The 23,715-nt window shown below is 62.4% G+C and carries 29 protein-coding genes; 17 read left to right on the top strand and 12 right to left on the bottom strand.

Features of this window, described 5'->3' with window-relative positions; translation table 11 throughout:
* Nucleotides 1–795 precede the first annotated feature (795 nt).
* From AC3ENJ_RS09755 to AC3ENJ_RS09725, 7 genes are read right to left on the bottom strand one after another with little or no spacing between them, the layout of a single operon-like run.
* On the bottom strand, nt 796–1,263 hold the full coding sequence (locus tag AC3ENJ_RS09755) for a pilus assembly protein TadG-related protein (protein WP_190780550.1): 468 nt from the start codon (nt 1,261–1,263) through the stop codon (nt 796–798).
* Nucleotides 1,264–1,307: 44 nt separating this feature from the next.
* Entirely contained in the window at nt 1,308–1,784 is a 477-nt protein-coding gene (locus tag AC3ENJ_RS09750) for a hypothetical protein (RefSeq protein WP_223840822.1), read from the bottom strand.
* Nucleotides 1,765–2,166, bottom strand: a complete 402-nt coding sequence (locus AC3ENJ_RS09745; protein ID WP_431813887.1) for a TadE/TadG family type IV pilus assembly protein — start codon at nt 2,164–2,166, stop codon at nt 1,765–1,767. The genes AC3ENJ_RS09750 and AC3ENJ_RS09745 overlap by 20 nt, the downstream gene beginning before the upstream one ends.
* Complete coding sequence (locus tag AC3ENJ_RS09740) at nt 2,138–2,362, bottom strand: hypothetical protein (protein ID WP_431813886.1); 225 nt, start codon at nt 2,360–2,362, stop codon at nt 2,138–2,140. The genes AC3ENJ_RS09745 and AC3ENJ_RS09740 overlap by 29 nt, the downstream gene beginning before the upstream one ends.
* Before the next feature lie 49 nt (nt 2,363–2,411).
* On the bottom strand, nt 2,412–3,359 hold the full coding sequence (locus AC3ENJ_RS09735) for a type II secretion system F family protein (RefSeq protein WP_431813885.1): 948 nt from the start codon (nt 3,357–3,359) through the stop codon (nt 2,412–2,414).
* Nucleotides 3,356–4,213, bottom strand: a complete 858-nt coding sequence (locus AC3ENJ_RS09730) for a type II secretion system F family protein (protein WP_190780080.1) — start codon at nt 4,211–4,213, stop codon at nt 3,356–3,358. The genes AC3ENJ_RS09735 and AC3ENJ_RS09730 overlap by 4 nt, the downstream gene beginning before the upstream one ends.
* Nucleotides 4,210–5,238, bottom strand: a complete 1,029-nt coding sequence (locus AC3ENJ_RS09725; protein ID WP_431813884.1) for a TadA family conjugal transfer-associated ATPase — start codon at nt 5,236–5,238, stop codon at nt 4,210–4,212. Before AC3ENJ_RS09725 ends, AC3ENJ_RS09730 begins: the two co-directional genes overlap by 4 nt.
* A 21-nt stretch (nt 5,239–5,259) precedes the next feature.
* Here AC3ENJ_RS09725 and AC3ENJ_RS09720 point away from each other — a divergent pair, with 21 nt between their 5' ends.
* The 17 genes from AC3ENJ_RS09720 to AC3ENJ_RS09640 all read left to right on the top strand — a co-directional run bounded on the left by AC3ENJ_RS09720 (nt 5,260) and on the right by AC3ENJ_RS09640 (nt 20,755).
* Nucleotides 5,260–6,651, top strand: a complete 1,392-nt coding sequence (locus tag AC3ENJ_RS09720) for a recombinase family protein (RefSeq protein WP_431813883.1) — start codon at nt 5,260–5,262, stop codon at nt 6,649–6,651.
* A gap of 499 nt (nt 6,652–7,150) precedes the next feature.
* Nucleotides 7,151–7,447 carry a hypothetical protein gene (locus tag AC3ENJ_RS09715; RefSeq protein WP_431813882.1) on the top strand — a complete coding sequence of 99 codons (297 nt, stop codon included), beginning with the start codon at nt 7,151–7,153 and terminating at the stop codon, nt 7,445–7,447.
* Nucleotides 7,448–7,601: 154 nt separating this feature from the next.
* A complete protein-coding gene (locus tag AC3ENJ_RS09710; protein ID WP_431813881.1) occupies nt 7,602–8,498 on the top strand; it encodes a bifunctional DNA primase/polymerase in 897 nt (298 codons plus the stop codon).
* A complete protein-coding gene (locus tag AC3ENJ_RS09705) occupies nt 8,495–9,562 on the top strand; it encodes an AAA family ATPase (RefSeq protein ID WP_431813880.1) in 1,068 nt (355 codons plus the stop codon). Before AC3ENJ_RS09710 ends, AC3ENJ_RS09705 begins: the two co-directional genes overlap by 4 nt.
* A gap of 210 nt (nt 9,563–9,772) precedes the next feature.
* Entirely contained in the window at nt 9,773–10,156 is a 384-nt protein-coding gene (locus AC3ENJ_RS09700) for a hypothetical protein (protein ID WP_431813879.1), read from the top strand.
* Entirely contained in the window at nt 10,153–10,332 is a 180-nt protein-coding gene (locus AC3ENJ_RS09695) for a hypothetical protein (RefSeq protein ID WP_431813878.1), read from the top strand. The genes AC3ENJ_RS09700 and AC3ENJ_RS09695 overlap by 4 nt, the downstream gene beginning before the upstream one ends.
* On the top strand, nt 10,329–10,679 hold the full coding sequence (locus AC3ENJ_RS09690) for a hypothetical protein (protein WP_431813877.1): 351 nt from the start codon (nt 10,329–10,331) through the stop codon (nt 10,677–10,679). The genes AC3ENJ_RS09695 and AC3ENJ_RS09690 overlap by 4 nt, the downstream gene beginning before the upstream one ends.
* Before the next feature lie 424 nt (nt 10,680–11,103).
* The gene (locus AC3ENJ_RS09685) at nt 11,104–11,319 is read left to right on the top strand and encodes a hypothetical protein (protein ID WP_431813876.1); all 216 of its coding nucleotides are present in this window, start codon (nt 11,104–11,106) and stop codon (nt 11,317–11,319) included.
* A 4-nt stretch (nt 11,320–11,323) separates the two neighbouring features.
* Nucleotides 11,324–11,473, top strand: a complete 150-nt coding sequence (locus AC3ENJ_RS09680) for a ribbon-helix-helix domain-containing protein (protein ID WP_431813875.1) — start codon at nt 11,324–11,326, stop codon at nt 11,471–11,473.
* Nucleotides 11,470–12,153, top strand: a complete 684-nt coding sequence (locus tag AC3ENJ_RS09675) for a hypothetical protein (RefSeq protein WP_431813874.1) — start codon at nt 11,470–11,472, stop codon at nt 12,151–12,153. The genes AC3ENJ_RS09680 and AC3ENJ_RS09675 overlap by 4 nt, the downstream gene beginning before the upstream one ends.
* Before the next feature lie 71 nt (nt 12,154–12,224).
* Nucleotides 12,225–12,425 (top strand): hypothetical protein, encoded by a 201-nt coding sequence (locus AC3ENJ_RS09670; protein WP_431813873.1) that lies wholly within the window; start codon nt 12,225–12,227, stop codon nt 12,423–12,425.
* An 89-nt stretch (nt 12,426–12,514) separates the two neighbouring features.
* Nucleotides 12,515–13,147, top strand: a complete 633-nt coding sequence (locus tag AC3ENJ_RS09665) for a recombinase family protein (protein ID WP_431813872.1) — start codon at nt 12,515–12,517, stop codon at nt 13,145–13,147.
* 272 nt (nt 13,148–13,419) lie between these two features.
* Nucleotides 13,420–15,486, top strand: coding sequence for a hypothetical protein (locus tag AC3ENJ_RS09660; protein WP_431813871.1), 2,067 nt, complete (start codon nt 13,420–13,422; stop codon nt 15,484–15,486).
* Nucleotides 15,487–15,497: 11 nt separating this feature from the next.
* On the top strand, nt 15,498–17,846 hold the full coding sequence (locus AC3ENJ_RS09655; RefSeq protein WP_431813870.1) for a tape measure protein: 2,349 nt from the start codon (nt 15,498–15,500) through the stop codon (nt 17,844–17,846).
* Between the two features lie 8 nt (nt 17,847–17,854).
* Nucleotides 17,855–19,732: a CHAP domain-containing protein gene (locus AC3ENJ_RS09650; RefSeq protein ID WP_431813869.1), complete on the top strand. Its 1,878-nt coding sequence runs from the start codon at nt 17,855–17,857 to the stop codon at nt 19,730–19,732.
* Nucleotides 19,733–19,848: 116 nt separating this feature from the next.
* Nucleotides 19,849–20,256 carry a hypothetical protein gene (locus tag AC3ENJ_RS09645; protein WP_431813868.1) on the top strand — a complete coding sequence of 136 codons (408 nt, stop codon included), beginning with the start codon at nt 19,849–19,851 and terminating at the stop codon, nt 20,254–20,256.
* Nucleotide 20,257: 1 nt separating this feature from the next.
* A complete protein-coding gene (locus AC3ENJ_RS09640; protein WP_431813867.1) occupies nt 20,258–20,755 on the top strand; it encodes a hypothetical protein in 498 nt (165 codons plus the stop codon).
* Between the two features lie 60 nt (nt 20,756–20,815).
* On the opposite strand, the gene AC3ENJ_RS09635 is transcribed toward AC3ENJ_RS09640, so the two are convergent.
* The 5 genes from AC3ENJ_RS09635 to AC3ENJ_RS09615 all read right to left on the bottom strand — a co-directional run bounded on the left by AC3ENJ_RS09635 (nt 20,816) and on the right by AC3ENJ_RS09615 (nt 23,705).
* Nucleotides 20,816–21,508 carry a hypothetical protein gene (locus tag AC3ENJ_RS09635; protein ID WP_431813866.1) on the bottom strand — a complete coding sequence of 231 codons (693 nt, stop codon included), beginning with the start codon at nt 21,506–21,508 and terminating at the stop codon, nt 20,816–20,818.
* A gap of 14 nt (nt 21,509–21,522) precedes the next feature.
* Entirely contained in the window at nt 21,523–21,780 is a 258-nt protein-coding gene (locus tag AC3ENJ_RS09630; protein WP_431813865.1) for a DUF3039 domain-containing protein, read from the bottom strand.
* Nucleotides 21,737–22,144, bottom strand: a complete 408-nt coding sequence (locus AC3ENJ_RS09625; protein ID WP_431813864.1) for a hypothetical protein — start codon at nt 22,142–22,144, stop codon at nt 21,737–21,739. Before AC3ENJ_RS09625 ends, AC3ENJ_RS09630 begins: the two co-directional genes overlap by 44 nt.
* Nucleotides 22,145–22,576: 432 nt before the next feature.
* Complete coding sequence (locus AC3ENJ_RS09620) at nt 22,577–23,023, bottom strand: DUF2304 domain-containing protein (RefSeq protein WP_431813863.1); 447 nt, start codon at nt 23,021–23,023, stop codon at nt 22,577–22,579.
* A gap of 16 nt (nt 23,024–23,039) precedes the next feature.
* Nucleotides 23,040–23,705, bottom strand: a complete 666-nt coding sequence (locus AC3ENJ_RS09615) for a glycosyltransferase family 2 protein (RefSeq protein ID WP_308495837.1) — start codon at nt 23,703–23,705, stop codon at nt 23,040–23,042.
* Nucleotides 23,706–23,715 lie beyond the last annotated feature (10 nt).

Genomic DNA, 23,715 nt, shown 5'->3' with positions numbered 1-23,715 from the left:
ACCAATCACCGCGTAATTATGGACAATGGACTAGTGAGCCACAATGGAATTGAACTCTACTTTAATCCAAATGGGCTTTGCATTCTGAATAACAGAATACTTTTAAGCGGGAATATGATGACTGGGTTCGACTCAGCCATATCAGTGGGCAGATCCGACACCATGAGCGGGTCTACTGCGGTTCAGCTCGAGATAAATAGATCTCCATTCAATAAAAAAGCGGCTCTCGTTTGGGCTCGTAATGAAATTGGCGAACTATTATAAGTTGATCCATTCGCGTACATTCCGCCCCCTCGGAAACCCTTCCTACTTTGCTAGACGGAACCTCTATTTCTCGAAACACATTTATGGAAAAACGATTCGTCGACCACCTGGAACGTTCGACTGTCAGTAATGTTAGGTCGAGTGATTAGCTTCCCGAATCCGTCGCTGGCGTCTGCCGAGGTCGTGCCGCCCGGGTCGGTATCCGACGAGTGGCGAATGTCCAGCCGGTAGTTGCCCCGCTGATGAGCCGTCACAGAAGGGGTGAGCCACTCGCCGTCGCGTATGCGCTGAACAATGAGAGCGCCGTCCAAATAGCAAGCGCCCACGGGACTGAGGGTACTGCTGACCGCATGGGCGCCGCACTCATCGCGCTGATTCGCGTCGTGGTACAGCGCTGGTCATCAATGCAATTCTCGGCCTGAACATGAATGGATGAAGATTTGATGCCGAGTTTGGTGACATCACGACCCTCGCGCCACGCATTCACGGCACGAGTGTTGTCGGTTTGCAACATGTCCCCTCCATTTCGAACTAGCGCCCCATCACGGCTCGCGCGTCACCGGTGGCGGTGATCGGCACGCCCGCGGGGATGATGACGTTGACCACCGGAGGGTGCACCACGGCATCCAGGGTGACCTGGGCCGTGAGCCCGTCAGGGGTTCCCGTGGGTGCGCCGAGCGACAGCTGCTCGACCTCGTCGAAGGCTCCCACGGTTCCTAGGTAGCTCGACGCGGCCCCCGCCACGCCGTCGTGCGTCAGGATTGGCGACGGCGCCGCGCCCGCCGATCGATCCAGGTCGGTGAACGTGTCCGCCGCGGCACCGGATGCCCGATCGGCCAGGGACTGGAGCTTGCGCTCCCCTAGGTAGACGCTCGTGATGGCCATGATGGTGATCGTGAGCAGCAGTGTGACCAGGGTGAAACCCAACAGCACAATGGTGGTTTGCCCGTTGTCTCGTTCTCGAGGGTCCCCGCGAAACCGGCGCCACAACCCCGCCACGATGCCTGAGCCGCACGAAGCAAGGGCAGTTCTGCACAGAATCCTCACGAGTACCTCCCGGACACGACCGTGACGTCGGAAGTGAGGGTGGCTACGTCGGCCGTCACGAACCCCGGAACGGCCGGGAGGCTCACGGTGAGCCGAGCATGAACCGTAGCGACAGCACCGGGTGACGCGCACGAGCCGTCCGAGCAACTGACCTCGAGGGCCAGATCCTGCGCATCGAACCCGTGATCCAGCGCGGCCACCGCCGCGATCTCATGGATGGCGGCCTGATTGAAGCTATCCGCCTCCATGACCGAGATGGCCTGACCGGCCTGTTCCGACGCGGCCACCACGGCAAACGAGCCGGCTTGCACCCGGGACACCGTGACGACCAGATAAATCACCGGGATGAGAAGCAACAAACCCAGTGCGACGAATTCAACAATGGCACTGCCCCGATCCGGATGATCCGATTGCCCGGGCGCCTGCGGGTGCCTCCGTCCACGAGGAATGGTGTTAATCCATGACCACTGCATGACCACTCACATTCAACGCTTCCGGGGGCCCGAACATGGCCACAACGGGCAGCGGCGCGACCACGGTCACCTCCACCGCTGGCAATGATCCCACCTGAGTTCGCGAAATGCTGACGTTCTGGGCATAGCTCTCACCCACCGAATTCACGATGATGCCGCGAGCGCGAGCCACGCCGTCGTCATCGGTGCGGTCCGCCAGACTGGCGTACCGCGCGCCGGCCGCGGCGGCGTCGATCAGGGTGTTACGCACGTGCAAAGCGAAGCCCAACTGCAGAACGCCAGCGAAAATGAGCACGGCCAGGGCCAGAACCAGCACATATTCGGCCACGGCGTTACCCGCGTCCGGGGAGTCCTCAGAGACCGGAGACTCGGTTGATCGCATCCTGGAACAAGCCTTCGAGCGCGGGGCGGGCGATAAGCAGCAATCCGGCAACGAGCACTGCGGACATCAGCGTGAGCATGACCCAGCCGGGGACATCGCCGCGATCACGGTCCTCTTCCGTCCATCGCGAGCGCAGTAGGTTACCAATGGTCAACACGGCGAGCATCGGTGCGGTAAAGAATAGGTGACTTTTCATGTCCATCTCCTTCGATCTTCACTAACTCTTTTTCAATGCGGCGAAATTCTCAGAACCCCATCTCCAGCACGGCCAGACCGGGGAAAACGGCAAACACAACGCTGAGTGGGAGGACGAAAAACACAACCGGGATCAACATCGCAATTTCCTTCTTGCCCGCGATCTCCATGAGGACTCGTTTGTCGTGATCACGGACGTCTTGCGCCTGTGCGCGTAGCACTTCAGCCAAGGGCGTTCCCCGTTCGATGGCCACGATGATCCCGTCCACGAACCGGCCCAGTGGAATCACGTCGGTCCGCGAGGAGAAATCCTGGAGCGCCGTCACCAGTCCGGAACCGGCGCGGGTCTGCGCCAGCACCTGCCGGAATTCGTCGACGAGCTCGCCTTCCGCAACGCGGCACACGCGTTCCAGGGCGCCGACGGCGCTTTCTCCGGCGCCGACGGACAGGGCCATGAGCTCGGCCACCGCGGGGAATTCAGCGAGCATGAATTTTTCTCGCTTGGCGATGCGTTGTTTCAGAAGGAAATCCCTGCACCACACGCCGCAGAATGCGCCCAGGACCGCTCCGACCAGGACGATCGCGACGCTGACACTTCCTTGCAGAACAAGGCCGATGCTGAACACGCTGCCGAGCAGAACACCGAGCACCGCAAAGACAACTTGTTCGGCGCGATAGTCGACCACCGATTTATCCAGACCCGCGCGGACGAGTCGACGTTCCAGGGCGGTAACGCTTCCGGTAAAGGGCGCGATCTTTTCCGTGGCCCAGGTCAGTGTCTGTCGCACTACGGGCCCAATGGCATCACTGCCACCGGATTTACTGGCTCTCACCTCCCCGCGTCCATTCACGGCCGAATTCACCTGGACCATGCGCAGCTGCGGAGCAATCCGATCGGCGAAACTGGGTGCCCCCACGGCCCGTGCCGCGCTGAGCATCAACCACACTCCCCCGGCCAGTACCAAGGCAATGAGAATCCCCGTGGTCCACGTGTTCATCGCAGGACCCTCCGCTCGGTGGGCAGCGCTCCGAGCCGCAACATCAACCGGTACGCGGCCACGGAAATCGCCAGCCCACCCAACAGCACGAATGCCCCGGTGGCGGTGTTGTAGGCCTCAATGGCCGCGGGCTGGGTGGACATCAACGCCAGGACGAGCCACGGGGCCGCAACCGAGAGTCGGGCCGCGTTCACCGTCCAGGACTGCCGCGCTTCCAACTCGCTGCGCGTCCGCTCGTTCTCACGCAGGAAAGACGACAACGTACCCAGGAGTTTCCCCAGGTCCGTGCCACCCACCTCTCGGGTCACCCGGAGGGCCTCCACGATATTGTCCGCGACCGGGTCCGCCAACCGATTCTTGAGCAGGGTCAGCGACCCGTGTAATTGACCACTGGCCCGATAATCCGCGGCGAACTGACCGAAGGCCGGTCGCAGAACCTCGGGACCGCGGTACTGCAACTGCATGAGCGCTTCCGGCAGTCCCATGCCCGCCCGAATGGCCGAACGCAAATGGTCAACCACATCGGGCCATACCTCACGCAAGACCGCCGAGCGTTTACCACCGCGCCGCTTGATGAACCACCACGGAATGTAGGCGGCCACCAACAGTGCACACAGACCAAAGGTCGGCGCGGCCGTGAGCGCAGTCACGGCTAAGCCTGCGACCAAGGCAAACGCCACGCACACTGCGATCAATGCCGAGGGCGCAACATGGGGCAGATCCGCACGCAGCAACAGCGTCTTCACTCGACCGGTCCGTGCATGACGAGTCCTCTTGCGGGTTGGTTGGTTCCAGAGGGACCACCACACGAGAAAGACTCCCGCCCCCATGAGGATGCCGATCAGTGCACTCATGGGGTTTTCCCTCGAGACTTCTTCGGCTGCGCCTGACGGGATGCCCCGGTCTTGGCAGCGGGCGCCACGTCGAGCAGTTCCGAAGGCCGGTATCCGGACCTCGAGAATTTGTCCGGGGAGGGCACTTCGGCAGCCACTGGAACCAGTTCGCCGTCGACGTGGCGGAACAGCGGATACGTCTCAATAATTCCGTTCTCCACGCGGTTACCCACAGCCAGGATCTCGCTCACGAATCGATGCCCGTTGTTGTTGCGATGGCAATGAACCACCATGTCAAAGCAGGAAGCCACGGTGGGAACCACGAACGCCGTACTAATGTTCTCGCCGGCCAGTAGCGGCAGGGTGCAGATCTTGGTGACCGCATCGCGAGCGGAATTGGCGTGCAAAGAGCACATCCCCGGTAACCCGGCGTTCAACGCAATCAACATGTCGAGACTCTCGGCCTCACGAACCTCCCCGACGATCAGGCGGTCCGGGCGCATTCGCAGCGCCTCTTTCACGAGTCGCCGCAGCGGAATCTCGCCGGCCCCTTCCAGATTGGCCTGCCTGCATTGCATACCGACGACGTCGCGCAACGCCACCTTGAGTTCGAAGATCTCCTCCACCGTGACCACCCGCTCCCGCGGGCCGATCGAGGCGCACAGACAATTGAGCAGGGTGGTCTTGCCCGCCTGAGTCGCCCCGGACACCAAAATGTTGAGCCCACTGGCGACTGATGCTTCCAAGAACTTCGCGGCGGGCGTGCTCAAGGACCCCAGTGTCACCAGATCCTGCACGCGGCGGGCACGGGCCACGAACTTCCGGATGTTCACGGCCCAGTGTTTACGGGTGACGTCCGGAATCACCACGTGGAGCCGCGAACCATCCGGAAGGGCGGCGTCGACAAAGGGTGAACTGAGATCCAGCCTGCGCCCGGAGGATTTCAACATGCGCTCCACCAGGGTGCGCACGTGTGCCTCGCTCAACACCAAACTGGTGAGCTCAGATTCTCCCGCGCGGGCCACGTAGATTTGTGCCGGTGTCAATATGCGACTAGAATCTCTTTTATGAGAGCAGTCATCTATGCCCGCATCAGCCGCGACGCTGAGGGCACCCACCTGGGCGTGAACCGCCAACTCGAAGACTGCCGACAGGCTGCGAGCGCCCGCGGGTGGGACGTGGCCCACGAGTACATCGAGAATGACGTATCCGCCACCAAGGCGAGGGTCCGCCCCCAATATCAGCAGATGCTCAAGGATCTCGCTGCCGGTAAGGCTGGCGCGCTGATCGTGTGGGACGTGGACCGGCTCACACGCACGCCCCGCGAGCTTGAGGATGTCATCGACCTGGCAGACGCTCATTCAATCGCCCTCGTCTCGATTGGTGGTGACATCGACCTTGCCACACCACAAGGGAGGATGACTGCCCGCATTAAAGGGTCTGTTGCTAGGCACGAAACCGATCAGATGGCGCGCCGGATCCGCCGTAAGTCCCAGGAACGCGCCCAGCAGGGCCTCCCCAATGGGTTGTGCCCGTTCGGGTGGCGGCGGGTCTATGACACCGATGATCGCGGCCGTGTGACGGGTTCCCGCGACGTGGTGCACGATGCTGAGGCGGACCAGATCCGCGACGGGGTGGCACGGTTGCTCGGTGGTGAGTCGGTCCGGTCAATCATGGTGCGGTGGAACGAGGACGGGCTGCCCACTTTGCGGGGGAAAAAGTGGTCCACGACCACGGTGCGGCAGACCCTCAGGAGGGCCGCGAACGCCGGTCTGAGGGACCATCACGGGGAGATCGTCGGGAAGTCCACCAGTGAGGCGATCATCAGCGAGGACGAGTTCTACCGGGTGCGTGCGTTACTGGCGGATCCCGACCGGCGGGTGCACCACGGGATCATCCCAAACTATTTACTGACCGGGATCGCGGAGTGCGGCCGGTGCGGCGGCAAAATGCGTTACCTGAAAGCGCGGGGGAAGTCCGGCACACCGTCCTACGGGTGCCGCGAATGCACCCGCGTGGCCCGCACCATGGGACTAGTGGACGCGGTGGTGGAAGGTGTGGTGCTGGGCCGTCTGCAACGCCCTGACGCGCTCGCAGCCCTCCCTACCGTCGACCCGCAGCGCGGTGACGAACTCCGTGCTCGCATCGAGGGGTTGCAAGCCCGGTTGGACGAGGCAGCGGACCTGTTCACAGCGGGCACAATCACCGGTCAACAGTTGACCCGCATCACCGGGCAGGTCCGCCCCAAGATCGAGACGGCGCGTGAGTCCCTGGCCGCCATGACGCCGGCGAGCGCTGCCCTGTCGATCGCGGGCCCTGATGCGGTGGCCCGTTGGGAGGACGCCACCCTCGTGACTAAGCGGGAGATCGTGGACGCGTTGATGACCGTGACGATCCTCCCTGTGGGCCCTGGGCGTGGCCGTGACCCCGAATCCGTGAAAGTCGAATGGAAGTCGTAGCCATCAATTTGGTGACATCACGGATACTTTGACGCAGCTACAAAACGAGGTGGACGAGCTCATCGACCACCTCATTGCCACTTCATCAGCTATGTGGAGGGGCGTATTTTGCACATAGCGCAGCAAAGTCGATGTTTCGCTATGGGCATAACTCGGTGCCCACTTGTCCCCCGGAAAAAGCGACCTGTGGATAAATGCGTCTCCAAGGTACTGACTGGCAAGTGACGCGCAGGAACGTACAGGTACGTAAAAGTACGTACAGGAATGTTAAATCGCCTCCGATAAGCGCATGAATCCACAACATCAATAGGTGCCCACTTGTCTTAAAGAACATTGGAATTACAAGCTGTAGCGCGGCGGTGACACTTGATCGACTCGATAGTCCCAACATCAGACTGTAGCGTTATTTACATGGCGGTAACCCGCTAGAAACAGGGCAAGGGCCGGTGCGGCAACACCAGCCCTTGCTATGGAACCCCTTCGGCAAAAGGAACCCCAATTGCATGAGGTCAATCATGCGTCTTCAGCCTACGCTGACGACGCCACCCCTCGCATCCCCGCAACCCCCGTCAGTCTCGTCGAGTACTCGTGGGCTGTCACCAAAGACCGTTCCGCAAGAACGGCCCCCGGCCGGGCAGCGTTCAAAAAGAAGTTCTACGACGCGGTGGACCCGGACCGAGTCCTGGACCCCGTGGAACGCGAGCGCCGGGCAGAGACCGCACGGACCGAGTTCTACCGGAACATCGGGGCCAAGGGTGCAGCCGCCCGCCGTGCGAAGCGGGGTGCAGCCGCATGATCCGGGTCATTAGTTCCGAGCACCGTTTCCGTCGAGCAGACGTAGATGCTTACGTGTCCAGGATCGTGGCCGAAGCGCCCCCGCTGAACGACCACCAGCGTAACGTCCTCGCAGGTCTCCTGCAGCCCCTCCCGATTGAAGGGAGCCGAGCCGCATGAGCGCAAAAAGAAACCCCCCGGAGGCGAACCGAGGGGCCTTGAAAAACACTGGTGCTGACGACACTAATTCTACCCGAAACCTACTGCTGGAGCTAGGCGCGCATGGGCTGAAAGTGTTTGCCCTCCGGCCCGGTGACAAGCGCCCCGCGATCGACCGGTGGGAGCAGCGAGCCACGAACGCCCCGCAGTGGTTGGAGAAGTGGCCTGCTCGCGCCGGTATTGGTGTCGCGTGCGGCCCGTCCGGGCTCGTCGTGATTGACCTAGACACCCACGGCACTATCCCCGCAGGCTCCCAGTGGGACCAGCCCGGGATCCGCGACGGCCTCGACGTGTTCGCGGCCCTGTGGGAGCGCCACTCCCCCGGCACCTCCATGTTCGACACGTTCACGGTCACCACCCCGTCCGGCGGGTTGCACCTGTACTTCCGTGCGCCGCGGTCCGTGCCGGTTCGGAACAGCGCGGGGAAGATTGCTCCCATGGTGGACGTGCGCGCAATCGGCGGGTACGTCGTCATCCAGGCTGAGCTTGAGAAGGGCCGCTACCAGCCCTCGGGGAGCCCGGCTGACATCCGCCCGATGCCCCAATGGCTCGTGAGCCTTGCGACCGCTCCCAAGCCCGCAGAACGCCGCCCAGGGATGCCCGCGAACGCCCCGCGCTCGGTGACCCGGACGGAAGCATCACGGCGGGTTTCCGGTCTGCTGCGGACCGTCGCCAACGCGGCAGAGGGACAGCGCAACAGCACCTTGAACTGGGCGGCCTTCCAGCTCGCGAAGGATGACCTCCTCGGCCCCGAACAAGCCCAAGCGCTCGCCCGCGCCGCCATGACAGCCGGACTCACTGAGGCTGAGGCTGTCACCACCGTCATGAGTGCCGCGAAAGGGGTGATGGCATGACCAGCATCGATGACCTCAGCGCCTTGCAGGATGTGGAGTTCGCAGACGAGCCAGGAGGGAACCACGACGCACGCTATGTAAGCGGTGGAACGTTCATCTTCGATCAGCCGGAAGAGATCCCTGCCCGGTGGGGAGACGGGGAACAAATCCTCTGGGCCAAGGGTGAAGCGCTCATGGTGTGCGGACCCCCAGGTGTCGGTAAGACCACCCTCACCGGTCAAGTAGTCCGCGGGCTCCTCGGGCTCCAAGATCAGGTGCTGGGGTACACCGTGGCACCGGCCCAGAAGGTGCTCTACCTGGCCATGGACCGGCCTCGTCAGATCGCACGCTCGTTGGGCCGCCACTTCCACACCACAGACCGCGAGCGCGTTGATGATCGCTTGATCATCTGGCCCGGTCCACCTCCCCACGACATTGCACAGAAGACTGACACGTTGCTTGAGCTGGCTCGTCTCGCTGGTGCCGATGTCGTGGTGGTGGACTCCCTGAAAGACGCCGCAATTGGTTTGTCGGACGACGCAGTGGGCTCCGGGTACAACCGAGCCCGACAGACTGCGCTCGCCGGTGGTGTGGACATCATCGAATTGCACCACCAACGCAAAGAAACCTCGCAGGGCGGCAAACGCGACAAGCTCTCCGATGTGTACGGCTCCACATGGTTGACCTCTGGAGCCGGTTCCGTGATCGGGCTGTGGGGCGAAGCCGGTGACCCGGTGGTGGAATTCACCCACTTGAAGCCCGTCATGGACAGCGTGGGCCCGTTCCAGGTCACGCACGATCACCAGCGGGGTGTCTCCACCGTGCACGGCGAAGTGGACCTAGTGGCGCTCGCGGCGGCCGGTAATGGCATCACCGTGACCATGGCAGCACACGCGATCCACGGTGAGGGTGCGACCAGTGCACAGCGTGAGAAGGTCCGCCGGAAGATCACACGTCTCACGGTTGATGGGTATCTCACGAAGACCGAGATCAAGGATGACCGCAACCGGGATGTGTCCGTTTGGCGGGCGAACCGGACCCGTAAGAGCACGGATCCTGTCCTGGAATTTGGTGGTGATTCGTGACCACACGCACCACACGATCTACCACACGCACCATGTGGTCAATGGGCACCACATGCGGACCACACGCACCACACGTCAACAACGTTTCCCCTAGTCAGCAACCACACGTTTAACCGCACGCACCACACGCCCGGACTACCACACGTTTTTCCCCCTCTCTAAAGAGGGGGAAACGTGTAGTCCCCGGCCCCGGATGGAAGGAAACCATCAATGGCGGACCCCAAAGCGATGACCGCACCGCAGGCTGAAGCGCTCGCCGCGATCCTCCACCAACTCCGACCCACGTGGGCGGTGCCCGCGATCATGGACGCCTTCCGGAAGAACTGGAAACACCCCGCCCCCTACCCCGTCCTGGTCCAGGCAGCGATCAACGCCGCCAACCAACCCGACCGATACCGCGCTCCCCACTCGATCTATTGGGACGGACCCCACTGGCCCACCGGTCACGGAACCGACCCCCGCATCAAAGACACCTGCCCCGACCACAGCACCGAACACCGAGTTGCCTGCCGAGCCTGCGCCGCAGACGTGAAAGCCGGAATGCGCCCCGCTGAGATGGCCGGCCAGCACTACGTCCTCCCAGAGGCAGCATGAACCCCAACGCAAAGGACCCCACCAAAGACCGTGTGGAACACATGCTCACCACAGCCCGAACCAAGGCCGATCTGCAGCACCTGGTCCGGTCATTGGATCACCGAAACATGCAGCTCCAGCGGATCAACGAATCCCTCCGCCACGAACTCGCCCAACACCAACAGGAGACGAAATGACCGTCGAAACCGAACATTATGGAACCGAACAAGATACGACGCAGGAACCCGCCACCATAGGACACGCCAAAACCCCGTTATTTTCCTCCAAAGGACTTTCCGATCCTGACCCCACCGAGCCCTCCGAGGACGAGCCCGCGCCTGTGGATCCCCACGAGGTCCGGGCGCGCATCACCTGCCGTGGGAGCGTGAACGGGATCGAGCTGGACGCCGGCACCGGGGTGGTGTTCATCCCCCAGTACGCACTCCCAGACCTGCGGAGGCGGCTGCTGATGGCCCAGGACCGGCTCACCGTGGCGAGCCCTACCCCACGGGTCCGGAAGCGCAGGGGGCCGACCGGGCGATGAACGCCAAGGGTGTGCCCAATCTGCACACCCTGCACAGCCTGCGGGGTGTCACTACTAATGACCCCCTTGCGAGCGCGTGGCCGACGAAATCAGCCGCGAATGTTGGACACGAATACCCTGCGGATTCGACAGGGTAGGCACCGGACGCCCACCCCCCCCCCCGTGAGGATCGCAAGGTCATCGTTGGGGATATGGCGCAACGGGGAATGTCCACACGGGCAATCGCGCCCGTCGTCGGCAGTTCGGCAGCCACTGTGAAGCGCGACGGTATTGCAGGTGGCTCAAATGAGCCACCTGCCCCCGCTGAACTGGCCCCGGCGGTTGACGACTCCCCCACCGTCCACCGAAATGACGTCGGTGTGGCATGAAATTGATGTAGAGCACTAGGGCACCCGGCCCTGGTGCGCAACCCCCAGGAGGAACAATGGCTAGGAACCTGGACATTTCCACCCCGCCGGCTGATTTCGAGAAGTTCGGCCGCGCAGTCTGGAATGAACTTTCCACGCTCCGACTGTCATCCGCCCAATCGGCCGAGAAGTCCGCGCTCGTCGCCGTCCAATGCGCACTGACCCAAGTGGACCGCGAGCGCCCTTGGGGTCAGGCTGAGTTCAACGAGTGGGCCGATTCCGTTGGGCTCTGAACTGATGCCCCGTTTGTCAATCTGCATCCCCGCCGCGCTAGTCCAAGCCATGGATGACCGGCGGGCCGCTACCGGCACAAGCCGCGCCGGGTTCATCCGCCTCGCAGTAGCCCACTACCTCAAGACACTCGCAACGAACGGAGACCAAGCATGAGCACCAGAGCCGAACGCCGCCTCAAGGAAGCCCAGGAGGCGCTAGAGGCCGCCCAGGGAGCCCACCGCGCCGCAGCCACCGCGCTCGCCGCCATCGAGGAACAAGCGATCCACGGCGACGAGGTGGCACCCCTGGACCTCGCCGCCGCCCAAGGTGATGAGCGAATCAAAGCCAAGCGGGTAGAACGCGCTCAGAGCGCCGTGGACACGGAGCAGGCCACTGTGGACGAGGAACGCGCTCGTGCGGCCCACCGCGCCCTTGTGGACGAGGTGAAGGCGATCCCCGAACCCGCTGCCCTGGGTGACCTGTTCGCGGAGATGGAGCGCGTCATCCGGGAGTCATTCGCCGCATCCGAGGCGTGGGAGAACGCCCGGTCAAAGGTCCGCGCCGCCTATGGAGAAATTCCCGTGACCGGGAACCCTGCTGCCACCCTGAACGGCGATTTCTACGTCGCTGGTGCGTTCAAACTCGATGGTGTGCGCTACACCCGCCCGGACCCGGAGAAGCTGGTTCGTGAGCTGTCAGAGCGTGCACGGCGGGCGCATGAGACGGTCCGCAGCGAACGCCGCCGCTCCGCACAGGCAACGGTTCCTAACCGTGAACAGCAAGACATCGACGCGACCGTGCAGCAGCTACGCGAGGACGAGGCCAGGCTCAACGCCGCCCGCCCCGCCGCCTGACCCACCGCACAACTTGGCGGGCGGCCTGGACAGGGAGCCGCCCGCCAACACACTTTGGAAAGATGGGTGTCATGACCCCCAAGGATCTGAAAAGCGCAGGGCTCAAAGACTTCGCGCAACTGACCGATGAGGAAGCCACGGAAGTGGTGGACACCATCGAGCAACTTCTGATGACGACCCCCGAAGAACCGGACAACGTGAAGGATCGTATTGTTAGGGCCAGCTTGGAGGGATTCGTCTACGGGTACAGACTGGGCTCCCGCCCGAAGTGACCATGCGTGAAGGGGTCCCCACAACGCGGGGACCCCTTTTCTTCCCCCATTGTTATACATAAAGGGAACCCTTTATGTATGCTTAGGGCATGGCCACCACCCAGCTCACCGTCATCGGCTACGTCCGCGTCTCCACAAACAAACAAGACATCGGCCCCGAAGTGCAGATAGCCGCGCTCCAAACCGAAGCGGACCGCAATGGGTGGACCCTCGACATTCGACGCGAGAACGCCGCGTCCGCCAAGTCGCTACGCAACCGCCCCGTCCTCGCCCAAGTGCTCGCGGACCTCAAAGCCGGTAAAGCTGACGCGCTCGCCGTGTCCAAACTCGACCGCCTCTCCCGGTCCGTCGCTGACTTCGCCGGCCTCTTGGAGACCGCCACACGGCAGCGGTGGGCGCTGATCTGCCTGGACCTCGGTATCGACACCTCGACCATTACCGGGGCGGCCATGGCTCAGGTGACGTGCACGTTCGCGGAGATGGAACGCAAAAAGATCGCGGAGCGGACCCGTGACGGTATGGCCAAGATCAAGACCACCACCGGCAAGCACATGGGCCGCCGGTCCGTCCTCCCCCAAGCAACAGTGGACCGGATCCACCGCGAGCGCGCCACCGGCATGTCCATGGCTAGGATCGCGGACCTACTAAACACCGAGGGCGTACCCACCGCCACCGGGCGCACCTGGCACGCATCAACCATCAGTCAAGTGCTCGGCAGGTGAATCGCTGCACCGCCCGTTCCACACACCCTGACGTGCGCGGATCGCCCCCACCGTTCGGGGTCTGGACCCTGTTTTAGGGGAGCATCAAAGTGACACAGAAGTAGCACGATGCTCCCGAAGGGTGACCCGTTCATGGCCAACAGCAAGCAATCGTTCATTGCAGGGCCTGCGTGGACAAAGAACGTGCGTAGCTGTTTGGAACAGGCGCTCGGGTTGTTGCCGACTCTGGGTGCTGTGACGGTGACGGTGCAGCCGTCCACGAGGACCGCCTGATGGTGCGCGTGGACGAGACCCAGCAGGGCGCACATGATTTCACGGTGGGCTGGTGGCGTGAGCTGCCGGAGGCTCACCGGCTGGCGGATCGCGCCCAGGGTGAGGTGCTGGCACCCGCCTGGGACGGCCTGAATAGGGATCCCCGGTTTGTGACGGGGTTTGACGGGTGGGAGCGGGTGAACACCTCCGGGGAGTCCCCGTATGTGGCGAGTGTGAGTTTCACCCGCACGTTCACGCCCACCCCGAACGTACCCGTGCTTGTTAGGTCATGGCACACGCCCCTTATTCAGGGCGGTGTGGCCCTCTCCCGTGTGCGGGTGACCCACACGGTGCGGAATTACGCGGGGGCCGTGGTGGCGTCCACACGCGCCGTGGTGGAGGCCGAGCGGGGCGCGGTGGACACGTGGGTGACACCGGACCGTTTCGGGCGGATCACGGTGGTCGTGGACGTCGCCATCGAAACCGCAGGCACTACCGGGTTCGAACCCGAAATCACTGAGCAGGACGGTGTGTGGTCGGTCCCTGGTGTGACTATGACCTCCCCGGGTGTGTACACCGGCGGCGACCGCACTAAGGTGACGATGGTGGAGCCGGGACGCTACCAGGTCGAAACCCAACGCACTGGCGACGCCGCACGGGCGACCATGGACATGGTGGCGGCAATCCACGTGGGCACCCGCTCAGTGGATTTCGAGGAGCTACCTGACCTCGCCGCTTTCACCACACTCAAGCCCTACCCACTCTTACGGTTCATGGACGGGATAGGTCACCTCGCCGGGTTCTTGGACGACGAGCTGGCGCACATGTGGGACGGTGACACTTTCAACCCCGTCACCGCACCCGACGAATGGTTGCGGTTCCTCGCCACCATGCTGGGCATCCCCCGCCGCTACCTCTCCCAGTTGTCCCTCGGTCAGCTGCGCGCCCATCTGGTGGCTTTCATGGAGCAAGGACGCCCACCTATTGGATCCAGACGCGCTATCGCGGAGATCGCGAAACAATGGCTCACCGGCGACAAGCAGGTCACTGTGGTGCCTGCCGCGTCCATGCCCAGATGGGACAACGGTGCCGACGACGCGCTGCTCACAGCAGTAAAAGGCACCGGGCAGAAAGGCCGCGTACTCGTATCCCCCACAGCACCCACCCCCGACGTGGAACACCGGTGGGACGGTGCACGCGACGGCTCACGCTCCACCCGGCACGAAAAGGGCCAACTCGTCGCCGAGAACAACATCTTGAACCCGTGCTTCCGGTCTGGCATCAACGGGTGGGTCACACCGCGTGCCTCAAGCTACCGGGACACCACAATGTTCGAGACTGCTCCCGCGAGCCTCCGTGTGGAACCCACCGACACGAGCTGGTATGTGCACACCTCCGATTATTGGAAAGCCCCCGCTGACGGTTCGTACACCATCCGCGCACGCGTGTTCAGCGCGACACCCCGCAACATGTTCATACGGCTCTATGGGTATGACGGTGACGCAGACCAGAGAGGCGAGTACATTTCCGTGCCCGCAGGGACTTGGACCACGCTGTCAGCTACGGTTCCCGTCAAACGTCATGCCACCTACCGACCCGCCATTTTCACATATGAAAAATCGCTCTCCACGATCTGGGTGGATCGTTTCCACGCTGCAAGGTATGAGTTAGCGCATCCTGAGTATTTTGATGGGGACACCCCGGACTCAAGTGTGAGCGACGTGTGGGTGCAACCCGGCACCCCGAAGGTCTATGCGTGGGACGCGCACCAAAGGTGGGTCACCCCGGCCGGTGACTTCACGGCGCAAGCGAACGAGGTCATCGCAGCCCGGAACCCCAACACCCGAACCCACACCCTGTTAATGTTGGTGCGCGCCGATGAACTCCCCAACCGCGACCTCGAAGCGTTCCAACGGTTCATGATGGGCACCGGCACCATCCCCGCCGGCCACAACCTTGTCTGCTTGGAAGCGAAGAACACGTGGGAGCAGTGGGAGAACGCGGTGGGGCCGACCTGGAATGACCTGGAATCCCGCACTAAGACCTGGACCGACATGGAGGCCGCTGGCGTGGCCCTGGACTACTAAGGAAACCAAACATGGCCAACAATAAGCTCACGTTCATCGCGGAGTTCGTGGACCGTCTCACCGGTCCCAGTGAGAAGACCCGTAAGGCCGTGGAACGGTTGGGGAAAACCACCAAGGACCAGGCCGCCGCCACCGAGCGGGCCAACAAACAGTCCGCGTCCGCGACCGAGCGTGCACAGCGACGCACCACCCGTGCCCTGGGCCAAACCAACAACGCGTCGAACCGTTCAGCCCGCGCCATGCAACAGATGGCCGGCGTCCACGAGAACGCGTCGAACCGGACTTCACGTGCTATGCAGCGGATGGCTCAGGGCGCGGAGAAGTCCCTCGGTGGCCTCCACCGCGCCACCGGGCGGGTCCGCGCTGAGGGTATGGTCAGCCGTTGGAACGCGTCCATGGACCGCATGTACAACCACACGAGCAGGCGGTCAACGGAGATCGGGAACATGCTGGATCGGATGGGCAGCCGTGCCGCGCTTGGTGTCGGTGTGGTCGGGGGTCTGGGATTGGCCGGTGGTCTGCGCCGCATCAACGACGTGCAGCAATCCAACGTCGTCATGGAAACCATGGAACTTTCGGCCGGCGCACGAGAACAACTCATGGGCCAGTTCAAGGGCCTCGCCCAAGACACACCGTTCTCGACGGGCTCTATCGCCTCTCTAGGGTCCGGTCTGATCGCGTCCGGCATGGATCAGTCCAAGGTTGAGAACTCTCTCCAAGGCGCTATTGACACGGCCGCCTTGTTCGGGATGTCACTGGAAGAAATGGCGCTCCCGCTGAAACAGATGCAAGCCAAGGGCGTCTTGCAGGGCGACGACCTGAACCAGCTTATGGACCGCAATATTCCGCTCATGGACTGGCTGGCGAAGCAGAAGGGCGTGGACCGCTCCCAGGTAAAGGACATGGTATCCAAGGGGCAGGTGTCCGCCGATGACGTGTTCGCCGCCCTGGCCACCAACTCCAAGGGCGGCGCTGAACGTGCAGCGGGCACCCTCAAGGGTTCATGGACTAACTTCATGTCCTCCATCTCCCAGGGTGGTGAAGCTTTCCTCGCACCAATGACCGACGACATCACCGAACTGCTCAAGGTGTCCAAGGGCGCGGTGAACGACATGAAACCGTTCCTTGGTGCGCTTGGACAGTTCGGGTCCATCGTCCTCAAGGTGCTCACCCCGGCTATGCCCGTGCTCATCCCCCTCGTAACAGGCTTCACGGTGGCGCTCGCGGGCTTGAAAGTCGCACGTGGTGCCACAGCCGCTGTGAGCCTGCTCGCTGGCAGGCAGGGCCTTGGAGGGCTCGCCTCATCCCTTGTTGGTGGGCGCGGTGCCACGTCCCTGATGGAACAGTTCGGGTTCAACACCAAGTCCACCGGCCGGCACGCCGCTGACACCCGCAGTGTGTTGGGGAAACTCACCGGCGAGATCGACGGGACCAGGCACGCCACCAGGCGTGGCGCTGATGGGTTCCTGACCTACGGGAAGAACATCGGGAAGCTCGTGGGCATCGTCGGTGGTGTCACTACGGCCCTCGCGGTCCTGGACGCCGCGATGGGTGATGTGAAGGCATCATCCGAAGCGGAGATGACCAACAAGTTGAAGACCGGCGGCGGACTGGTAGCTGATTTCGGGAACCAATCATTCGCGGACGGGAACAGGAAAGACCTGCTCGGTTTCCCGACCGGGGGCCCGAAGAACGCTGGCGAGTCCATGAAGTACTTCTCCGGTGGCCGCGGCGCACTTGGTGGGGTGTGGGACTCCACCCTCGGTAACTTCATCGACAGCCCTCGCAAGGCGCAGCGGGAATGGTTCACGAACGCTGATGCTGCGCTGTCGGGTATGCCTGGTACGCCCACGGCTGGGTCTGAGTTCGCGAAGCTGTTGAATCAGGGCCGGCAGGCTGGCATGTCCGAACAGGACGTGCTGAACCTTTTCCCGAACTATAAGGACGCGGTGCTCAATAAGATGAGTGACCAACAGATCCGCAATGACGGCAACGTGCTGCAGTACATGATGAACCCGCAAGGTTTCCGGCTTGGTGGCTGGACCGGTGACGGGCCTGCGAGCGCCATCGCCGGTGTTGTCCACGGCCGTGAGTATGTGATGCCGGAACCTGTTACGCGCCGCCCTGGTGTGCTCACGGCGTTGCGTCAGATCCACCGGACCGGTGAGGTGCCCTCTAAAACGTCCCACGCGAACGTGCGGCAGGGTGACACGCTGGATTACTCGACCACGGTGAATGTCACGGCTAACACGGCTAGTGACGCTGCGACGATCAAGCGTGAGGTCCAGGCCGTTTTGGACCGTAACGCCCGCAGGATGGCTAACCAGCACGGCACCATGGGGCTGCGGGGTGCCCTGTGACTTTCTTGGTGAGCGGACTCAAGATCCGCACGAATGATCACGTGTGGGAAGGCACGGGCCCGGGCGAGAACGTCACGGACTTTGAGCTGTCGATGTCCAAGTCGTCTTCGGTGAAGCTGATGGCGTCTTTTATTGACACCCCGGATCATCGCTTGGAGCGGATGCCTGGGTTGCGGCAGGACGGGGTGGAGGTCACTTTCGACGGCCGGAAGTACACCATGTTGTCTTTCAAGTCTGGTGGGGATGATGAGAAACCCACGGTGTCCCTGAACTGTATTTCGCAGACTCAGGCGGCGCTGGCGGGTGGGGATATTGACCCGGAGTTCGCGTGGACAAAGAATGTTCCCGGCTGGCTCGAACAAGTCATGGGCCTGCTCCCGGAGAAAGCGCACCGGCGGGTGATCGACGGAAACCTTGGCGACAAGCAGGTGGAGGCGGAAGCTAACCCGGGTGATGGGGCGACGGACGCGGAGACCTTGTGGGACACAATCCATGAGACCGCGAAAAGGTGCGGCGCGTGGTGCTGGGTGGACGATAGGACGTTCTTTTTCGGGAAGCCGTCGTGGTTGGTGGACCGGGGGTCGCAGAATGAGTGGCGGATCAAGTGGGACGACTGGGGCAACCACACTAGCGGCCTTTTGGCGAAACCTGATTTCGGGTTTGATCTGTCCAAGAAAACATGGGAGGGCCGCGAGTCACTGACCCTCCGGTTCATTGACCCGGAAGAAGTTATCACTGACGACCGTTTGGCGAGGAACATGCGCCCCGGCGACCGGCTGACCTATAAGGGCAAGGCCGCCCCGGATGACCCGGTGTGGATCATCACCGATGTGACCCGTGGGATCTCGAACGTGGACCCGGTGGAGGTCACGTGCTGGCGTCCGGTGGATCCGCCCGAGATCATCGACGACAACGGGTCATCCTCCGGCGCGGGCGGTGAGGCCGGTGTGCCGTCTGGCCCCATTGGTGCCGGCAAATGGGACGGCGAACAGCTAGTCAACGCCTCCGAGATCGTTAAGGAAGGCCAACGCCGCAAACTCCCCCTGATCGCGATGCAACTAGCAGTGCTGACCGCCATGGGTGAATCCACGCTGATCATTGTTCCCTATGGCGACGCGGCAGGTCCGGACTCTCGTGGCCTGTTCCAGCAACGTGATTCATGGGGGCCCATGAGCGTGCGTATGAGCGCCTCGGGGTCCGCCGGATTGTTCTACGACGCGCTAACCAAAACCCCGTACGAGAACACGTATAACAACGGCGGCGCGTCCGTGGTATTCGGCGGGTCGTACGGTCCGGGGAAGTCCGCTAACTCGGCGTCCCTGGCCGTGCACAACGTTCAGCGCAACTCAAACCCGCTGCACTACGCCCAAATGCATGGCGGGAACCTGTGGTCTGACGCAAAACTGGTGGTGGAATCTTGTATCCAGGCGGGCACAGCAGCGTCCTCCGGTGGTGGCGATGGTAAGCCGCCCTCCGGCCCCCTAGGTGAACGGATGAAACGGTCCATCAACTCCATGAACGGACGGGGCATCGACTTCGACGGGTCATTCGGATACCAGTGCGCCGATGTGGGCATGAAGTACGCGAAAGACCTGTGGGGTGTCCCGATGGTCATCGGTAACGGACAAGACTACTGGCGTAACGCCCAGATCATGCCCTACTGCCAGGCGCTCCCCGCGTCCGCGCAACCTAGGTACGGGGACATCGTGTCCTGGTCCGGGTCTTACGGTGGGTGCACGGGTGGAGGGTATGGGCATATCGCGATCTACATCAGCGGTAACCCGGCGTCCGGGACCATCACTGTGTTGTCGCAGAACCCGAACCTAGCGAAAATCATGCCGTTGCCTTTTGCTGGCGTGCTGGGGTGGATGCGGCCAGTGAAATGAAACGGTCTGTGAGCGCTAACCCTGGTTTCCGCGCCCTCCCCCCGGAATACTGAGGGGTAGCAACCCCAGCTGCAGGAGCCCCCACTACCCCACAAATCCCCACACAGGAGCCTGTTATGACCAAAGCACCCGAACCCCAAGAGACCACCGTTGAGGCCGTCGAACCGGCACCAGAGGCCGCCCCGCCGGCCAGTTCTGATTACGTGACGGGTATGAACCCTGCCGCCGCGGTGCACCAGTACCTCGCGGACCAGCCGTGGTACGGGCAACCAGAGCAGGGCACATCCATTGTTGAGTCAGTTACCGTCGAAGATGATGATGTCATTATCCGGCTGGTAACCAATTTTGAGGCCAACGTAACGCAAAACCATGCGCCTTCCATCGTGGCGAACTCCACGAAAGCGCTGCAGGCCCACCGTGACGACCCTGCTATCGCGGGCTTGGACCTGCTGGCCGTGTACTCCGCTGATGGTGTCATGGTCGGGTCCGACTCAATCTCTGGTCTCCCCCAAGCCGCGAGCTGATGTGGCCACCTTTGAGAGGGCGTCACGTCGGTCCCAACTGATCTTCGCCCTGTGGGTCGTGACTATCGTGTTCAACCTGTGGGTGGTCGGGACGATCATCTCCGGGAACCGCGCCAACGAACGCGACGCGTGGCTGCAAGGACTACAGGCGAACATCGCCGCCAATGTTGGTGCCAGCTCGTGGGAGAACGCCTGTGTCGAGTCCGGTATCTCGTGGGTGTGCAGCATCCAGTCGATGGAAGTCACGGATGACCGGACCTTGACCGTGCAGACTGACCTGTGGACCGTGGACAGTCGTGAAGCCTGGCAGTACGGGAACATGTTCACCGGTACGGATTGGGTGGGTGACGAGCCCGCTGACGGTGTTGTGGTCGTGGATCGCCGTGGGATTGAAAAGTTCTATTCCAAACGGATCGTGGATAACGAGTGGTACGACAATTACACCGAGAAAATGGAGCGGAAAGAATTTTTAGAAGACCTGGGACTCATCGACAGGTGACCTGCCAAATGAAGCGGCCCCCGGCGTGATTGCCGGGGGCCGCTCCTCGTCTGGTGGTGATTACTCGCCGGACCAGTATTCGAGTTGTCCGGGGTGGTCCTCGATCATGCGGGCGATCTCGTGACCGAGCTGGTGGTGGAAAGACATGAGCACCGGTAGCGCGTGCCCGGGTCCATCCGCTGGGTGTTCCTGGATCTGCATCTCAAGCTGCACCCCGTGTTCGGGTGACCACACGCGAGACATCCTGAACTCGGTGTCCTGCGCTGCGCTCGCCGGGAGCACACCCTTGTCGTAAAGCAAAGTTGACAGGTGCCCGCGTTCCTCCCGGCCATCACCACCAGTGGCCGACATACCCTCATCGGGGCCACCGAAGTGGCACACACGGGCGATAGCGAGCGCGTAAAGGTTGTTACGACCCTCGACCCTCACCCACGGTTTAGCTGCGAGCGTCTCTTCCGCGGAAGGGATATCCGGGGTGAGGTACACGTATCTCCGGCGGTACAGTTCCTGAGTTTGGCTAACTGAGGTTCGTTCCAGGTCCGTGGCGTCCTTCATGCTGAACGCGTGGATCTGCCGTTCCTTGGTGTCGAACAGGAGCCCACCGAATACCCATAGCATTTGGCCGTCGTGTTCTCGGGTGTGGCTGATGGGTCCGGGCAGGAACCCGGCGGTGATCAGTTCACGGTCGGGCCATTCTTTGAGGTCCGCCGCATCGGGAAGATCGAAGGAGGGGACGTTGATGTTGGTGTTCATGGTGTTGTCCCCGTTCACTTTCGCCCGCCGAAAAGGACGGCGTAATGTTTTGCGCAGGCTGGGCAGATCGCGGCGTCGCCGGTTTGTCTTGCGCTGGGGCCCATCGCGTTGGTGATGCTGGGCCGCCATTGGCGGCCGCAGAGCGCTCGGACTGTGCCGGCGTCGAGGACGGCTTCTTCGTAGCGGTCACGGTAGACGTAGTGCATCACCTTGGGGTGCTGGGCGTCGTCACCGACTAGGACTTGCTGCGCTTCGAGGTCGATGGTGTGCATGGTGCAACTCCGTTTCCGGTAGCTGGTTGGGGTTCATCTCGAACCCCCTGACACCATGAAATCTATACTCAATTTGTGCCGGCCCGTTGATCCAGATTTCTTCGACGGCCGGGTCATCAAGGTAGGGCTGAAGCGGCCCGTAACCCGCCACCAGGTCCAGGACGTTTTTGCGCACCGAGGCCAGGTCAACAACGCGCGGCAGTCCGGCGCGGGCGGAGCGCAGATCATAATCGTCAACGGCCGCATCGACGATTCGCCGCGTGGATTCGACCTCGTGCAGCGGGTCCAGTCCGCTCTTACGGATCTGCTCCCTCACCTCCGCTTCGATCAGCCCAATAGCGTCTTCAGCGACCACTGTGGCCATGATTCCCCCTGGGGTTCCCCCGAACCCAACTGAGTGGCTAGTTCGTCATTGAACCTAGGGGAAAACGCCGCGGGCTGTTATTCCGCGCCGATCACGCTGTGGATAATCAACCCATGTGGGCTTTGACCAGGGTTTCGGCCGTGTCATGAACTGACCAAAAATGTAAACGCATACAGCAGTTTTTTATCAGGAGTTCGTCCAGAACTCCCTCCGAAGTCGCAGGGAAGGCAAATGCATCCCCGAGATTTCAGGTGAGGAAGTTGCCAAAAAAACGCCTCTACAGATGCGATTACCTCCCACCAGACCGCGCGTCTGCCGTTGCCTCACATGAGACCGTGCGGCCGCCACGCAGGGTGACTCCGATGCTGCCCGCGCTACGGCGTGACTGCCTGACGGACCACGCACAGAAAGGAGCCAGCCCGGCGCCCAGGCTCAGACGGCCGTGGAACCGGTGCGAGCGGCGCCGGCAGGGGGCGGACCCACCGGCGAGGTGTGCTTGAAGGCGCGCACCGAGCGGCGATCCGAGTGATCCTTGGCCGGCTGCCAGGGCTTCTCGGCCTCGGAAATGGCGATGTGGCGGGCCAGGCGCGTGGTGTTGGTTTCCTGGAGACGACGGTTATGGGCGCTGGTGAACTGGGTGATCATGAACAGCACGATCAATCCGTAGAGCACCAGGTCGGTCCCGCGGCCGATCCCCAGGAAGCGCGCCAGGTGGGTGACCACATCCGGAACGAAAATGGACAGCGCGGCAAAGCAGAAGAATGCAATACCAACTAGCCGGCGGATGGCCTGGTGCTTGGCGTTGACTCCCCCGCGCACCAGCGTGAGCGCGCCGTAGGCCACGCCCAGGACCAGAAGTAGCTGGACAATGATCGTCATGGTCGAAATCCCCCGATTACTTCACGAACAGTTCGGTCAGGATGTTCACGCCGTTGAGCAGGGACTGGCCCTTGCCCTTGGAATAGTCCGTGTAAATGATCTCCACGGGGTGCTCCACCCAGCGGGGCTTGATGACCGCGAACTGGTTCACGATCTCCGAAGCGTGCGCCATCCGGTTCTGCTTCAGATCGATCTGTGACAGCGTCTCGCGGTTGATCGCGCGCAACCCGTTGTGCGCATCCGAGAGGTCCATGCCGCTCGTGAACTTGGACACGAACGCCGCGGTGCGTAGCACCAGTCTCTTCAATTTTGAGACCTGCGTGCGGTTGTCCAGGAAACGGGACCCGAGCACCACGTCCGCCTCACCCGAGCGAATACGACCCACCATCTCGTAGGCGTCCACCACGCGGTGCTGACCGTCCGAGTCGAAGGTCACCACGCAGTCCATGTCGGGATCCTGCAGCGCGTACTCGAAGCCGGTCTGCAGCGCGGCCCCCTGCCCCAGGTTGATGGGGTGGCTGACGACCACGGCGCCGGCCTCGCGGCAAATCCGGGCGGAGTCATCGGAGGAACCGTCGTCAATGCAGACCACATGGGGAAAGGTCTTCCGGAGGTTCTCCAGGACTTCACCCACCACTTGGCCCTCGTTGTACACAGGCATCACGATCCACGCTCGACTCACGCGAAGTATT

The organism is Kocuria sp. cx-455 (assembly GCF_057707085.1).
This window is presented reverse-complemented; position numbering and strand designations above follow the sequence as displayed.